Here is a 13,816-nt window from a genome sequence, read left to right on the forward strand (position 1 = left end):
AACCCGCAGAGACAGAACAATGGAACATACTCTCCCCCCGCTTCCCTACGCACATGATGCGCTCGCTCCGCACATCTCGAAGGAGACCCTGGAGTTCCATCATGACAAGCATCACCAGACCTACGTCACGAACCTGAACAACCTGATCAAGGGCACCGAGTTCGAGAACGCCACGCTGGAAGAGATCGTCAAGAAGTCGTCCGGCGGTATCTTCAACAACGCCGCCCAGGTCTGGAACCACACCTTCTATTTCAACGGCCTGTCGCCCAAGGGCGGCGGCGCTCCGGCCGGCGCGCTGGCCGACGCCATCAACGCCAAGTGGGGCAGCTTCGACAAGTTCAAGGAAGAGTTCACCAAGACCGCCGTGGGCACCTTCGGTTCGGGCTGGGCCTGGCTGGTCAAGAAGGCCGACGGTTCGCTGGACCTGGTCTCGACCTCGAACGCCGCCACCCCGCTGACCACCGACGCCAAGCCGCTGCTGACCTGCGACGTGTGGGAACACGCCTACTACATCGACTACCGCAATGCCCGTCCGAAGTACGTCGAGGCATTCTGGAACCTGGTCAATTGGGAATTCGTCGGCCAGAACTTCGCCGGCTGATTGCCGCCGGTGTCTCACGGGCCGCCAGCGGCCCGCGAGACACGTGCATGACAATCCTTGGCAATGCCGTCTGCCTTACCTGACGGCTGCCTGTCCGAGAGGCTGTTCACGCCCTCGGCAAGACAGCGCATCGAAGCCCCGGAGATTCCGGGGCTTTTTGTTTGTGCTCCGGCACGCTCCGGGGCCTGCCGTGGCTGAGGTCGCAGTTTGACTGCAGGCGCGCATCTTCCGGTATCTCCATTCGATTGTCTCCAGAAGTCCGTCGATCTGCGCAGAAGCTGCCGGGGGCAGGCGCTGGCCGGCCGCGGCGGCCTGGATCACCCCGTCGGCTTCGTCTCTATGCTCGCGTGCTGGACCACACCGACGGCTTCGCCATGCGTGGCACTTTGCTGAACCACCCCTCTCCCCCACCTTCTCCCCGTGCGGGGAGAGGGAGCCAAGACCTCGTGCTTGGCGATTGGTGTTGGCGCATCGCGTCGTCCCGACTTGCGGCGCAATTCAATTGAGCTTGACCACAGTTGATTTCTAGAATCGTCGCAGGCTGATAGACGGAGGGACACCGTGCGACGAGCAGTGAGAGAAGCCGCTGGCCAGCGCCGCGCCGGCGGCGCACACCGGGATAGCGGTTCGACGCGGGGTGCCAGATGACCGGCGCCATGGAGCAGATGGCCCTGGCCGGCATCCGGGTACTGGATCTGTCACGGATCCTCGCGGGCCCGAGCGCGACGCAGCTGCTGGGCGATCTCGGTGCCGATGTCGTCAAGGTGGAGCGGCCCGGCGAGGGCGATGACACGCGCAAGTGGGGCCCGCCCTATATCCAGGATGCGAACGGCAACCCGACCGACGAGAGCGCCTACTACCTGAGCGCCAACCGCAACAAGCGCTCGATCGCGCTGGACCTGGCGTGCGACGAGGACCAGGCCCTGATCCACCGCTTGCTGGAGCGCGCGGACGTCCTGGTGGAGAACTACAAGGTCGGCGGCCTCGCCCGCTACGGCCTGTCCTACGAGCAGCTCAGGGAGCGGTATCCCAGGCTGGTCTATTGCTCCATCACCGGCTTCGGCCAGACGGGGCCCTATGCGGAGCGGCCCGGCTACGATTTCCTGATCCAGGGCATGGGCGGCATCATGAGCCTGACAGGCGAGCCCGAGGGGCAGCCGATGAAGGTCGGTGTCGGTATTGCGGATGTGATGACGGGAATGTATGCGGCGGTCGGGATCCTGGCAGCGCTGCATCATCGGAACCAGCATGGCGAAGGCCAGCATATCGACATCTCCCTGCTCGATGCGCAGATCGCCTGGCTGGTCAACGGCGCCACCAACTACCTGGCCGACGGGAAGCTGCCGAGGCGCCTGGGCAACGGCCATCCGAACATCGTTCCCTACCAGGTCTTCGACACCGCCGATGCGCCGATGATCCTTGCCGTGGGCAATGATGCGCAGTTCGAGCGCTTCTGCCGCGTAGCCGACCTGGTGCCGCTGACGTGCGATGCCAGGTTCAGCACCAATCCGGCGCGCGTCGCGCATCGGGAGGCGCTGTGCGAGCGGGTCGCCGCCGCGCTGGGCCGGCGCGGGCGGGCCGACTGGCTGGCGGCGCTGGAAGCGGCCGGCGTGCCGTGCGGCCCCGTGAACAACCTCGAGGAAGTCTTCGGCGATCCCCATGTCAAGGCACGCGGGGTCGAGGTCCGCGTGCCGTGCGAGTGGGCCGGCGATGGACATGTCAGGCTGCTGGCCAACCCGCTGAAGCTGTCGCGCACACCGGCGACCTACCGCAGGCCGCCGCCGCGCCTGGACGAGCATCGCCGCGCGATCCTGAGCGACTGGCTGCCTGACTGACACGAAGACGAAGACGAAGACGAAGACAAAAACGAAAACGAAAACGAAAACGAAGGCGAAGACGACACCGCAGGAGAAGACATGTTCGAACTCACCGCACAACAGAAGGCACTTCAGGGCAGGGCGCGCGAGCTCGCGCAGGGCGTGTTCGCCCCCACCGCCGCCGCCACCGACGAGACGGAGGCCTATCCGTGGGCGAATGTCGAGCGCCTGCGCGCCGAGGGCTTCATGGGGATGACGATCCCCAAGGCGCTCGGCGGGCAGGGCCGCAGCTATCACGATACCGTCATCGTGATCGAGGAGATGGCCAAGGCCTGCGCCACCATGGGGCGCATCACGGTCGAGGCCAACCTGGGCGCGATCGGCGCCATCATGCGCTACGGCACCGACGCGCAGCGCCGGCTCGCGGCCGAGGCCGTGCTCGGCGGCGACAAGCCGGCCATCTGCATCTCCGAGCCGAACGCCGGCAGCGCGGCCAGCGAGATGACGACGCGCGCGGACCGCCTGGGCGATCACTACATCCTCAACGGCGAGAAGTACTGGATCACCGGCGGCGGCGTGTCCCGGCTGCATCTCATCTTTGCCCGCGTCTTCGACGATGGCATCGAGCAGGGTATCGGCGCCTTCCTCTGCATGCGCGACGGCGACAGCCCGCAGGGCCTGGTGGTGGGCCGGCGGCTGTATGCGATGGGGGTGCGGGGCATTCCGGAAACCCATCTCGAGTTCCACGACCTCAAGCTCCACAAATCCATGCTGGTGGTGCCGCCGGGCGGGCTGCAGCGCGGCTTCGCGGCCCTGATGAACGCCTACAACGCGCAGCGCGTCGGTGCCGGCACGGTGGCATTGGGCATCGCCCAAGGGGCCTATGAAGAGGCCGTGGCCTATGCGAAATCCCGCGAGCAGTTCGGACGCCCGATCGCGGAGTTCCAGGGCCTCCAGTGGATGATCAGCGATATGTCGATCCAGCTCGAGGCCGCCCGCCTGCTGCTGCACGCGGCCGCATGCAGCGGCGCAGATTTCCCCGACATCGCCATGGCCGCCCGCGCCAAGATCTTCGCCGCCGAGACCGCCAACAAGGTCGCCAGCGATGCCCTGCAGGTCCACGGCTCCTCGGGCTACGGCCGCCACCTGCCGATGGAGCGGCACGTGCGCGACGCCAGGATGTTCACCATCGCCGGCGGGACCGCGCAGATCCTGCGGACGCAGGTGGCCGGGAGCATCCTGGGCATGAAGCTGCCGCAGACCAGGCAGGGGTACCTGGCGCGGTAAGCCGGACGTCGCGGCGCGCCGGAGCGCGCTGCGCAGGCCTCAGGCCGTCTTCTTCGCCGGCAGCGTCTTCGCCTGCTGCCACAGCGCCCACGCCGCGGGCGAGAGGCGCTTCTCGCTCAGGCACGCCAGGCCGATGCGGCGCGATGCGCGCGGCGCGAGGCTGCGATACACCACGCCCTCGAACCTGGCCGGCGCGGCCAGCGCGGCGATGATGGACACGCCTTGCCCGCGCGCCACGAATTCCAGGATCGACAGCAGCTGGGACAGCTCGTGCGTCACCGTGGGGCGTATCTCGGAGCGCGCGAACAGCCGCGAGACCAGCTCCTGGGAACCCGCGTGGGTCAGGACCAGGGGATAGGCGGCGAGATCCTTCAGCGAGACCGTCGCGCGCGCGGCCAGCGGGTGCTGCTCGGGCAGTACCGCGACGAATTCATCGACCGCGAGGGGATGGGTGTCGAACTGCGCCTTGGGCAGCGTCACCACGCCGATCTCGATGCGTTTCTCCACCAGGTCCTGCTCGATCTCCGCATCCGGCTTCTCGGTGACATAGACCTCGATACCCGGATAGCGCGCCTTGAACTTCTCCAGCAGCGGCGGCAGCAGGTTCAGCGAAGAGCTGGGACCGAAGGAGCCGATGCGCAGCTTCCCCGTCTTCAGCCCCGCGCTGGCGGCGGCGGTCGTCTGCACCAGGTGCAGGGCCATGAAGACATCGCGCACATGGGGCAGGATCAGCTGTCCTGCATGGGTCAGCGCCAGGTGGCTCCCATTGCGGTCGACCACCGCGGTCCCGAGCACCGTTTCGAGCGCGCGCAGCGCATGGCTGGTGGCGGAGGGCGTCATGCCCAGCCGCGCGCCGGCACTGGCGATTCCGTCGGAAGAGGCCAGCGAGAGAAAGAGCTCGAGCTGGCGCAGCGTCGGCGTGCTTTGGGCGATGTCTGGCATTGAGTTCATTCTCAATTGAGTGTGACGGACTTGAATTCTAGACTGTGTTCCATCCGATCGCCCAGATCGATTCCAGCCCGGTCCCGGACCGATTCCTGCTGCAGAACCATGGAGAGTTTGAAGATCATGTTTTCGACAATGATGGCGTCGCTGCGACCCTCGCCCATCCAGGAAATGGCGGAACTGAGCCGACGCGCCGTCGCCGCCGGCCAGGACGTGGTCGACATGACGCTCGGCGAGCCCGACTTTCCCACCCCGCCGCACGTGGGCGAGGCCGCCGTCAAGGCCATCGCCGATGGCCAGACCCGCTACACGCCGATCAACGGCACGGTGAGGCTGAGAGAGGCGATCGTGGAGAAGTTCCGGCGCGAGAATGGCATCCACACCACCCCCGGCGAGATCAGCGTCGGCTGCGGCGGCAAGCAGGTGATCTACCAGGCGATGCTCGCCACGCTGAATCCGGGCGACGAGGTCCTGATCCCGGCACCTTACTGGGCATCGTACGGCGACATCGTCACCATGCATGGCGGCGTGCTCAAGCCGATCCGGACCAGCCCCGCGCAGGGCTATGCGATGCAGCCGGAAGAGCTGGAGGCGGCCATCACCGCGCGCACGAAATGGCTGATCCTGAATTCGCCGAGCAATCCCAGCGGCACGGCCTACACGCGTGCGCAGATGGAGGCGTTCTGCGCCGTGCTGCGGCGCAGTCCCAACCAGTCCTTCTTTATCCTGGCCGACGACATCTACGAGCACATCGTGTTCGATGGCGCCGTGTTCTCGACCCTGGCGAACATCGCGCCGGATCTGAAGGACCGCATCCTGACCGTCAACGGCGTGTCCAAGGCCTATGCCATGACCGGGTGGCGCGTCGGCTTCGCATGCGGGCCCAAGCCGCTGATCGAGGCGATGACGAAGATCCAGATGCAGGTGAATTCGCACACGTCCTCGGTTTCGCAGGCCGCGGCCGTGGCCGCGCTGGAAGGCCCGCAGGACGAGGTGCGGCGGCGGTGTGCCGCCTTCCAGGCCAGGCGCGACCTGCTGCTCGAGCGCTTCGCGCACATCGAAGGGCTGCGCACGCCGCGGCCGGAAGGGGCCTTCTATCTCTTCCCCGATGTGCGGGTCTTCATCGGCAGGTCCAGGGCGGACGGCGGCCGCATCGCCAATGACGTGGATTTCGCCGCCTATCTGCTGCAGCACGGCGTCGCCGTCGTGCCGGGGTCGGGCTTCGGCATGCCAGGCTTCATGCGCCTCTCCTACGCCACCTCGGAAGACAAGCTGGAGAGCGCGGCAGCGCGGATCAAGGCAGCCATCGAGCGGCTGCAATAGGCCGGCGCGCCGACCGCCGGCCGCTGGCCCCTGGTCGCGCTCGGCGCCGCGCCTTCACTCTTATCGACTGTATCAACCGGACTGCCTGTCCTACCTCGAGGATGCTTCATCATGACCACTGTGTCTGAATTGATTGGCCAACGTCTCCACGCCGCCGGTTGTCGCCGCGCATTCGGCATCCCTGGCGGTGAGGTGCTTGCCGTGATGCAGGGGCTCGACCAGGCCGGCGTCAGGTTCACCCTCGTCAAGCACGAGAACGCGGGCGGCTTCATGGCCGAAGGCGTTCATCACCGCGACGGCGCGCCGGGCGTGCTGGTCGCGACCCTGGGGCCCGGCGTGGCCAATGCCGTGAACGTGGTGGCGAACGCCTGGCAGGACCGCGTGCCCATGCTCTTCCTCACCGGCTGCGTCGACGAAAGCGAAGCGGCGACCTACACGCACCAGGTGTTCGACCACGCCCAGCTCATGCGCCCCATCACCAAGGCCTCGCTGCGCATGACGGCGGAGGCGGCCGAGGCCATCATCGACAAGGCCATCGCGATCGCCATGGACGACCCGCCGGGGCCGGTGCATATCGACGTGCCGATCTCGGTGGCCGTGCAGCCGGCGAAGCCCGCGGCCGGCAGCCGGCGCGCCGTTCCGGCGCCGAGCGTTCCCGCGGACTCGCCGGCCTTCGAGGAAGCCAGGCAGTGGCTGGCCGCGGCGAAGCGCCCGGTGATGATCGCCGGCGTCGAGGCGCTGCATCACGGCGCGCAGGACGAAGTGCGCGCGCTGGTGGAGGAACTGGGCATCCCGCTGATCACCACCTACAAGGCCAAGGGCATCGTCGACGAGCGCCATGGCTTCGTCATCGGCGGCGCGGGTTTGTCGCCCATGGCCGACAAGGTGCTGCTGCCGCTGATCCAGGAAGCGGACCTGGTATTGCTGGCCGGCTACGACCCCATCGAGATGCGCGTGAACTGGCGCAATGTATGGGGTGCGGACCAGCGGGTGGTGGAGTTCTCGGCGACGCGCAACACGCACTATATGCACCAGGCTTCCCACACCTTCGTGGGCAGTATCAAGGAAGGCCTGCGCAAGCTGCGCAGCGGGATCCGGCGCGCCTCGACCTGGTCCGCGGCGGAGGTCGGCACCATCGTCGGCGCGCTTGCCGCGATCTGCCGCACTGATGAAACGTGGGGGCCGGGCGCGATCGTCGACGTGGCGCGGCGCGTCCTTCCCGACGATACCGTGGCCTCGGTCGACAGCGGCGCGCACCGGATCCTGCTCAGCCAGAGCTGGAAATGCTATGAGCCGCGCGGCCTGATGCAGTCGTCCGGCCTGTGCACCATGGGCTGTTCGCTGCCGCTGGGCATTGGCGCCAAGCTCGCCGATCCGGCGCGCGCGGTCGCGGTATTCACCGGCGATGCCTGCCTGGAAATGACGCTGGGCGAGCTGGCCACCGCCCGCGACGCGCAGACGCCGGTCATCGTCTTTGTCTTCGCGGACGAGTCGCTCTCGCTGATCGAGATCAAGCAGCGCGCCAACGGGCAGGAGAACCTCGGCGTGGACTTCGCCGGCACCGACTTCGCCGCGGTCGGGCGCGCGCTGGGAGGCCTCGGCTTCGACGTCCGGTCCAGAGACGAACTGGAGCATGCGATCGGCCAGAGCCTGGAGGCGGATTGCTTCAGCGTGATCTGCTGCCACATCCCGCGCAAGGCGTACGACGGGCGCATCTGAGGACCGGCGCGCGGGGACGAAGGCGAGGCATGTCCCCGGCGCAAGCCCTGGCACCGGCAAGCTGACGAGGAGACAGAATGAGCAGGACGGAGGAGACAGTCCCGGAGCGCACGCGATACTGGCTGAAGACCCTGATCGGCTTCAAGACCGTATCGGGCAGCGACTCGAACCTGGCGCTGCTCGAATGCGTGGAGGCCGCGCTGGCCCGGTCGGGCTTCCGCACCTTCTACAGCAAGTCGCAGGATGGGGCGCGCGCCAATCTGTTCGCGTCGATCGGAGCCGGGGACGGCGGGCTGCTGCTGTCGGGCCACACGGATGTCGTGCCCGTGGCCGGACAGGCGTGGAGCCGGCCGGCATTCGAGCTCACCGAGGATGCGCAGCGCTTCTATGGGCGCGGAACATGCGATATGAAGGGCTTCATTGCCAGCCTGCTCGGCGCGGTCGAAGCGGTCGAAGCGGCCGACCTGAGCCGGCTGGGCCAGCCCCTGCATATCGCCCTGACCTATGACGAAGAGATCGGCTGCCTCGGCGTGCGCAGGCTGATCGAAGACCTGGCGGCGGCGCGCATACGGCCATCGGCCTGCATCGTGGGGGAGCCCACCGCCATGCAGGTGGTGCGCGCGCACAAGGGACGCCAGGCCTACCGCTGCCATGTGCAAGGCCAGGCGGCGCACTCGTCGCTGTCCGGCGCCGGCGTCAATGCGCTGCTTGCCGCCAGCCGGATCGTCGGCGCGGTGGGCGAGCGCGCGGACCTGCTGCGGCAGACCGAGCACGACGACGGCTTCTACGTGCCGTATTCGACCATGGCGCCCTGCCGCATGATGGCCGGCCACGCCAACAATGTCATCCCGGAGACGGCGGAGTTCGATTTCGATCTCCGCTTCCTGCCATCGACCGATCCGGAGGCCGTGATGGCGCCGATCCTCGACACGGCAGCGGCGATCGAGCGGGAGATGCGGTCCAGGGTGGCCGACGCCAGCGTGCGCATCGAGCGGCGGACCTCGGTTCCCGCGCTCGCGCCGGCAGACGGCGCGAACGGTGTCGCCGCCATGGCGCTGCAGGCGGGTGCGCGGCCCGGCCGGCACGTCGCCTTCACCACCGAGGGCGGGCTCTACCAGCAGGCCGGCATTCCCGCGATCCTCTGCGGCCCGGGGGATATCGCCCAGGCGCATACGGCCGACGAGTTCATCGACAAGTCGCAGATCGCCGCCGCGCACGTTTTCTTCGAGCGTTTGCTGGCGCTGCTCGGGCGCGGGTAGGGCTCGGGCAGGGCGCGTGCAGGGCGCGGGCAGCCCCAGCCTGCCGCCTCTCCCAGCATGCCGGGCGACGTCACGGCGTTCGCCTGGGCATGGTTCGCCATGCGGGTGGTTCCCGGCGGATAGTGCGGGCGTTCGCGGTGGGCAATGTCCTCGGTGTCATCCTTCCGCCGTCGGTGCTGAGCCAGATCGACAACCAGTCGGCAGCGCGATGCTGGCCGCCATCAACGCCGAGCATCCGCTGTGCAACCGCCGTGCCCGGCGGTTGCTCGATCCAGGTCGTGCAGTTCCCTTGGCGCCTGCGGGCGAGCCCCGGCGCGTTGTACGGTGCCGACACTAAGGCCGGTGGCAGCGCCGCGCCAGCCTGCCAGCGCGCGTGCGCGGCGCTGCCGCGTGACAGGCTGCAGGCAGTAGCGCCGGCATCACTGCCGCCCCCTTGAATGTGGTTCCCGCTGCCTGCACGCCATGCGCAAGTGCCGTTCATGGCGCCTGTGCAGGGTGTACGCATGACAGTGGCAATGTGATGCCGCTGTCATGAATTGCAGCCATCCGCTTCCGATCCGCAATGAAAGCCGGGGAATGCCGGCCAATTCCCCGTTTTGGCGTGTGGGCCCGGCTTGTACAGTACGCCCGCATTCAACGGGTCGGATCAAGTGATGGAAGCAAATCGCATTTCCAATGTCTGTGGCGCCGATGCCCGCCGCGCGGCCGGGTGGCCGCGCCGCCCGCGGCTGCCGGGGCCCGTGTGGCTGGCGGGCGCTGCCGCGCTGCTGGCCATGGCAGGCTGCGCCCAGCTGCCCGGCGAGGCGCCGGAGGGCGCCAAGCGTGGCAGCGAGGTCTTCCGCTTTGCCCTGCCCCCTGACGCGCTGGGCGCGCATGACCCGCAGCTCACCGCCGTGCTGGGCAAGGCGGGCGCGCTGGCGGCCGCGCAGAAGCAGCCCGCGACCATCCTGGTGAGCGCGCTGGGCCAGGATTTCCCTTACCTGAACCAGGCCTTGTGGGCCGGCGTGCCGGCACGTGCGGCGACGCGCGTGCGCCTGGAAAACCTCACCGTCGGCGCGGGCCAGCCCTATAGCGTGGCGATCCGCGTCGCCGAGTGACCGGAGTCCCGCCGATGCCTCGCGTCTTCGTATCCCTGCGTTTCCCCGTGCTTGCGCTTGCCGCCTGCCTGACGCTGTGGCGGCCTGCCGTGGCCGCGCCGGCCGATGGCGCGGCGCCGGACCGTGTCTATCCGCCGCTGCCGTCGATGTCCCTGCTGCCCGCCGGCACCGCAGCGGCGCCGGACGATGGCGCGGAGCCCGCGCCGTCTTCGGCGCACGCGCAAGGCCGCAAGCGGCGCGCTCCGGTGCTGCTGCCCGTGGCGCTGGTGCGCAAGCCGGCTGCTGTGCCGGCGCCACGCCTGGTGGTGTCGGAGGCATCGCATGCCTACCTGGCCGGCATCGAACAGCAGCTCGAGCAGGCGCTCAAGCGCTGAGCCGCGCCGAGCCGCGCCGAGCATCCGATGCGCCACACCATTCCCGCCACCCGCCGATCCTGGAGCCCGACCATCATGCCCTGCGCAGCGCCGTCCCGGCCCGAGTCCACGCACCGTCGATTACCGCGCCGCGCCGCCTGCGCGGCAGCCCTGGCCCTGTCCTTGTCCGCCTCGCTATGGAGCTTGTCCGCCCACGCCGGCGACTGCTTCGAGCAGGCCGGGGTCTACCAGGGCGTCAATCCCCTGGTCCTGCGCGCGATCGCCTGGCACGAATCGAAGGGCGATCCCGCGGTCGTGCACCGCAATACCAATGGCTCGGTCGACGTCGGCCAGGCGCAGATCAACTCGGTCCACTTCGGCACCCTGGCGCGCTACGGCGTGCCGCGGCAGGCCCTGACCGATGCCTGCGTCAACATCTACGTGGCCGCCTGGCTGCTCAAGCAGAAGATGGTCAAGTACGGCAACACCTGGCGCGCCATCGGCGCCTATCACTCCGAGTCGCCAGGCCAGCGCGACGACTACGCACGCCGCATCCAGCGCATCCTGGTGGCCTGGGGCGAGCTGCAGGCGGCGCGTTGATCCGGCGCCGACGCCGCGCTCAGGCGGCGCTCAGGCGGCGCTCAGGCGGCCTCGTCGAGCGCCTCGGCCAGCGCCGCGCGCAGTTCGCGCAGCGGCGGCGCCAGCCGCCCCGGCGTTTCGCGATGCACCAGCCAGGCCCGCACGCGCGGCTGGAAGTCCCGCACCGTCACCACGCGCAGCGCCGGCAGCCAGGCGCTGTCCGCCAGCGCCGCCGCGGTGGTGAGCCCCAGGCCGAGCCCGCGCGCCACCAGCGACAGGCGCAGTTCGTTGGCATGGGCTTCGATGCCGACCCGCAGCGGCAGCCCGGCCGCTGCCAGCCGCTGGCGGATCGCGCTGCGGAAGCCGCAGCCGTCGGGGTTCAGCACCCAGGCCTGCTCGGCCAGGTCCGCCAGTGACGGGTCCGCCGGCAGCGGCAGTTCGCGCGCGGCCACCACCAGCACGGGCTGGCCGCCCAGGTCGCAGGCTTCCAGGCCGGCCGGCAGCGGTGCCCCTTCGGGCAGGCAGAAGGCGGCCGCGTCGATCTCGTGGCGCCGGCACTGCTCGGCCAGCGCCTCCGGCCAGCCCGACTGCACGCGCAGGGCAAGGCGTGGAAAGGTCCGGTGCAGGCGGTCGAGCGGTGCCGCCAGTGCGACTTCCGACAGGTAGGGCGTGATGCCGAGGCGGAACTCGCCGGCGGCATCCTGTTCGCCGGACACGCCGCCGCGCAGCGCCTCGACCGCGTGCAGCACGCGGCGCCCGTGCTCATAGGCGGTGCGTCCGGCCCCGGTGGGGCGCAGCGGCTTGGCCTGGCGGTCGAGCAGGACCGCGCCCAGCCGCTCCTCCAGGCTTTGCACGCGCCGGGTGATGCCCGGCTGGGTCAGGTGCAGGCGGGCCGAGGCGCCCACGATGGAGCCGGTCTCCACCACGGCCACGAAGGCTTCGAGATCATGCAGGTTCATGCCACTCTCGCATATCGAACATGACGCGGATTCAATGGCCGGATTATAGGGAGCCGGCCTAAAATCGGCCGCAGCGGCGGGAGGCGCGCAAACCGGCGGATGGGCCGCCGGCCGGCACCGCCGGGAGACCGTGCATGACCCTGCTGTTGGATACCACGATTCCGCGCACGCTGGACGTGCTGCTGGCCCGCTTCGCGCAGCGTCCCGCCACGCGCGTCGAGGCCTGGCTGTTCGAGGACGAGGCGGCCCGCCGCGAGGCCGAGGCAGTCCTGGCGGGCAGCGGTACCGAGGCGCGCTTGTACAGCGCCTACAAGCCGCTGCTGCACCATTTCCTCGAGACGGTGGCGCCGGTGCGGCCGCGCCGTGTGACGGTGCGCACGCCGGCGGGCGACTTCGCCCGCTTCCGCCTCGAAGCGTATCCGCTTGCCGCGCTGTTGCCGGACACCGCGCTGAGTTTCGTGCCGGGCGAGCTGCCGCTGGCGTACGAAGTGGACGTCGACGGGCAGGTGCAGCACGTCTTCGTGCCGCACCGTGCCGGTGCCCAAGGCGGCTCGTGCGGCTGGCTGCGCGTCTGGGAGGGCGAGGCGCTGGTCGAGGACGGGCCGCTCGAGACCGAGTTCGAGCAGGCCTACCAGGCCGTGATGGCGGCGGTCGGCGCGCATGCCTGGCCCGCGGCGGCGCCGTACTTCGGCACCTTGCAGATCGAGGTGGAAACCGGCGGCATCGAGCGGCGCCTGCCCTGGCAGGACGAGTGCCTGAGCACGCGCGAGGCCCTGCACGAGGAGTTCTATTTCGCCATCCTGGCCGGGTTCCAGCAGCGCGCCGGCAAGCCCGACGGCGACCGCACCCTGCAACCCGGCCAGATCGTGCCGCTGCTGCGCGCCGGCAGCGGCGACACCCGCGTGCGCGTGTCCGTGCTGCCGCTGGCGCCCGCCGCGCCGGCATCCGTGCCGGTACCCGCCGAGGCCGCGCCGGGCGGGCTGGCGGCGGCGATCGCGCCGCTCACGCCGGCACAGGCCGACGCGGCCATGGCGGCGCTCGGCGGCGAGCCCTTCCTGCACGCGTCGACGCAGGGCAGGCCGGTGCGCGGAGCCTACTTCGCGGGCGCCGGGCCGGCGCTGGTGGTGACCGGCGGCCAGCATGCCAACGAGACCTCGGGCGTGGTGGGCGCACTGCGTGCTGCGCAGGCGCTCAAGCAGCGCGGTGCCCACTTCGCCGTGGTCGCCAGCGAGAATCCCGATGGCGCGGCGCTGCACCAGCGCCTGCGCCAGGACCATGCGCGCCACATGCTGCATGCCGCGCGCTACACCGCGCTGGGCGACGACCTCGAGGCACGCCAGGCGCCGCCGTACGGCGAGAAGGGCGCCCGCCTCGAAGCCATCGCGCGGACATCGGCGCGCCTGCACCTGAGCCTGCACGGCTACCCGGCGCACGAGTGGACGCGGCCGCTGAACGGCTACGTGCCGCATGGTTTCAGCCAGTGGACCATCCCCAAGGGCTTTTTCCTGATCCTGCGCTACCACGCCGGCCTCGATGGCACGGCCTTCCTGGACACGCTCGCCGCCCGGCTGGCGGCCGATCCGGAGCTGGCCGCGTTCAACGCCGCGCAGCTCGCCGTGTGGGACGCGCATGCGGGCGAACTGCCGTTCGCGGCGCGCCACGGCATCCCCTGCATGCTGATGGAGGACCACCGTTCCACCGTGCCGTTCACGCTGGTGACCGAGTTCCCGGACCAGACCGTCTACGGCGCTGCCTTCCGCCTGGCACACACCACCCATATGCGCACGGTGCTGCATGCGGCGGAACTGCTGCAAGAGGGCTGGCTCGGCTGAGCGGGGCGGGAGGCGCCGCCACGGCGTTCGCGCCGTCATCGGCTC

At 69.5% G+C, this 13,816-nt stretch carries 12 protein-coding genes; 10 read left to right on the forward strand and 2 right to left on the reverse strand.

Annotation, left to right across the window (positions count from 1 at the left end; genetic code table 11):
- The first annotated feature begins 19 nt into the window (after positions 1-19).
- The 3 genes from sodB (at position 20) to acdA (ending at position 3,705) form a co-directional block, all read left to right on the forward strand.
- On the forward strand, positions 20-601 hold the full coding sequence (gene sodB / locus BKK80_RS05020) for a superoxide dismutase [Fe] (protein ID WP_071011287.1): 582 nt from the start codon (positions 20-22) through the stop codon (positions 599-601).
- Between the two features lie 644 nt (positions 602-1,245).
- Positions 1,246-2,436 (forward strand): CaiB/BaiF CoA transferase family protein, encoded by a 1,191-nt coding sequence (locus BKK80_RS05025; RefSeq protein WP_071068661.1) that lies wholly within the window; start codon positions 1,246-1,248, stop codon positions 2,434-2,436.
- 81 nt (positions 2,437-2,517) lie between these two features.
- The gene (gene acdA / locus BKK80_RS05030; RefSeq protein WP_071011290.1) at positions 2,518-3,705 is read left to right on the forward strand and encodes a 3-sulfinopropanoyl-CoA desulfinase; all 1,188 of its coding nucleotides are present in this window, start codon (positions 2,518-2,520) and stop codon (positions 3,703-3,705) included.
- 39 nt (positions 3,706-3,744) lie between these two features.
- Here acdA and BKK80_RS05035 read toward each other — a convergent pair whose 3' ends face one another.
- Positions 3,745-4,647 carry a LysR family transcriptional regulator gene (locus tag BKK80_RS05035; RefSeq protein ID WP_071037448.1) on the reverse strand — a complete coding sequence of 301 codons (903 nt, stop codon included), beginning with the start codon at positions 4,645-4,647 and terminating at the stop codon, positions 3,745-3,747.
- 126 nt (positions 4,648-4,773) lie between these two features.
- On the opposite strand from BKK80_RS05035, the gene BKK80_RS05040 reads away from it, so the two are divergent.
- The 6 genes from BKK80_RS05040 to BKK80_RS05065 all read left to right on the forward strand — a co-directional run bounded on the left by BKK80_RS05040 (position 4,774) and on the right by BKK80_RS05065 (position 11,001).
- Complete coding sequence (locus tag BKK80_RS05040; protein WP_071068662.1) at positions 4,774-5,973, forward strand: pyridoxal phosphate-dependent aminotransferase; 1,200 nt, start codon at positions 4,774-4,776, stop codon at positions 5,971-5,973.
- 111 nt (positions 5,974-6,084) lie between these two features.
- Positions 6,085-7,692 carry a thiamine pyrophosphate-binding protein gene (locus tag BKK80_RS05045; protein WP_071037447.1) on the forward strand — a complete coding sequence of 536 codons (1,608 nt, stop codon included), beginning with the start codon at positions 6,085-6,087 and terminating at the stop codon, positions 7,690-7,692.
- 77 nt (positions 7,693-7,769) lie between these two features.
- Positions 7,770-8,951: an acetylornithine deacetylase gene (argE, locus tag BKK80_RS05050; RefSeq protein WP_071037446.1), complete on the forward strand. Its 1,182-nt coding sequence runs from the start codon at positions 7,770-7,772 to the stop codon at positions 8,949-8,951.
- Between the two features lie 773 nt (positions 8,952-9,724).
- Positions 9,725-10,048 carry a hypothetical protein gene (locus BKK80_RS05055; RefSeq protein ID WP_071038453.1) on the forward strand — a complete coding sequence of 108 codons (324 nt, stop codon included), beginning with the start codon at positions 9,725-9,727 and terminating at the stop codon, positions 10,046-10,048.
- A gap of 14 nt (positions 10,049-10,062) precedes the next feature.
- Positions 10,063-10,422: a hypothetical protein gene (locus BKK80_RS05060; protein WP_071068663.1), complete on the forward strand. Its 360-nt coding sequence runs from the start codon at positions 10,063-10,065 to the stop codon at positions 10,420-10,422.
- A gap of 75 nt (positions 10,423-10,497) precedes the next feature.
- Positions 10,498-11,001 (forward strand): lytic transglycosylase domain-containing protein, encoded by a 504-nt coding sequence (locus BKK80_RS05065; protein WP_084084581.1) that lies wholly within the window; start codon positions 10,498-10,500, stop codon positions 10,999-11,001.
- 41 nt (positions 11,002-11,042) lie between these two features.
- Here BKK80_RS05065 and BKK80_RS05070 read toward each other — a convergent pair whose 3' ends face one another.
- Positions 11,043-11,939, reverse strand: coding sequence for a LysR family transcriptional regulator (locus BKK80_RS05070; protein WP_071068664.1), 897 nt, complete (start codon positions 11,937-11,939; stop codon positions 11,043-11,045).
- A gap of 134 nt (positions 11,940-12,073) precedes the next feature.
- On the opposite strand from BKK80_RS05070, the gene BKK80_RS05075 reads away from it, so the two are divergent.
- Positions 12,074-13,771 (forward strand): M14 family metallopeptidase, encoded by a 1,698-nt coding sequence (locus tag BKK80_RS05075; RefSeq protein ID WP_071068665.1) that lies wholly within the window; start codon positions 12,074-12,076, stop codon positions 13,769-13,771.
- Positions 13,772-13,816: the final 45 nt, after the last annotated feature.

Source organism: Cupriavidus malaysiensis (assembly GCF_001854325.1).
Classification (GTDB): Bacteria; Pseudomonadota; Gammaproteobacteria; order Burkholderiales; family Burkholderiaceae; genus Cupriavidus; species Cupriavidus malaysiensis.

What these genes read in the sequence shown, in the direction of transcription:
- BKK80_RS05070 (WP_071068664.1), bottom strand. Translation starts at nt 11,939, where the DNA reads ATGAACCTGCATGATCTCGAAGCCTTCGTGGCCGTGGTGGAGACCGGC.
- BKK80_RS05075 (WP_071068665.1), top strand. Translation starts at nt 12,074, where the DNA reads ATGACCCTGCTGTTGGATACCACGATTCCGCGCACGCTGGACGTGCTG.
- sodB (WP_071011287.1), top strand. Translation starts at nt 20, where the DNA reads ATGGAACATACTCTCCCCCCGCTTCCCTACGCACATGATGCGCTCGCT.
- BKK80_RS05045 (WP_071037447.1), top strand. Translation starts at nt 6,085, where the DNA reads ATGACCACTGTGTCTGAATTGATTGGCCAACGTCTCCACGCCGCCGGT.
- BKK80_RS05060 (WP_071068663.1), top strand. Translation starts at nt 10,063, where the DNA reads ATGCCTCGCGTCTTCGTATCCCTGCGTTTCCCCGTGCTTGCGCTTGCC.
- BKK80_RS05055 (WP_071038453.1), top strand. Translation starts at nt 9,725, where the DNA reads ATGGCAGGCTGCGCCCAGCTGCCCGGCGAGGCGCCGGAGGGCGCCAAG.
- BKK80_RS05065 (WP_084084581.1), top strand. Translation starts at nt 10,498, where the DNA reads ATGCCCTGCGCAGCGCCGTCCCGGCCCGAGTCCACGCACCGTCGATTA.
- BKK80_RS05035 (WP_071037448.1), bottom strand. Translation starts at nt 4,647, where the DNA reads ATGCCAGACATCGCCCAAAGCACGCCGACGCTGCGCCAGCTCGAGCTC.
- BKK80_RS05025 (WP_071068661.1), top strand. Translation starts at nt 1,246, where the DNA reads ATGACCGGCGCCATGGAGCAGATGGCCCTGGCCGGCATCCGGGTACTG.
- argE (WP_071037446.1), top strand. Translation starts at nt 7,770, where the DNA reads ATGAGCAGGACGGAGGAGACAGTCCCGGAGCGCACGCGATACTGGCTG.
- BKK80_RS05040 (WP_071068662.1), top strand. Translation starts at nt 4,774, where the DNA reads ATGTTTTCGACAATGATGGCGTCGCTGCGACCCTCGCCCATCCAGGAA.
- acdA (WP_071011290.1), top strand. Translation starts at nt 2,518, where the DNA reads ATGTTCGAACTCACCGCACAACAGAAGGCACTTCAGGGCAGGGCGCGC.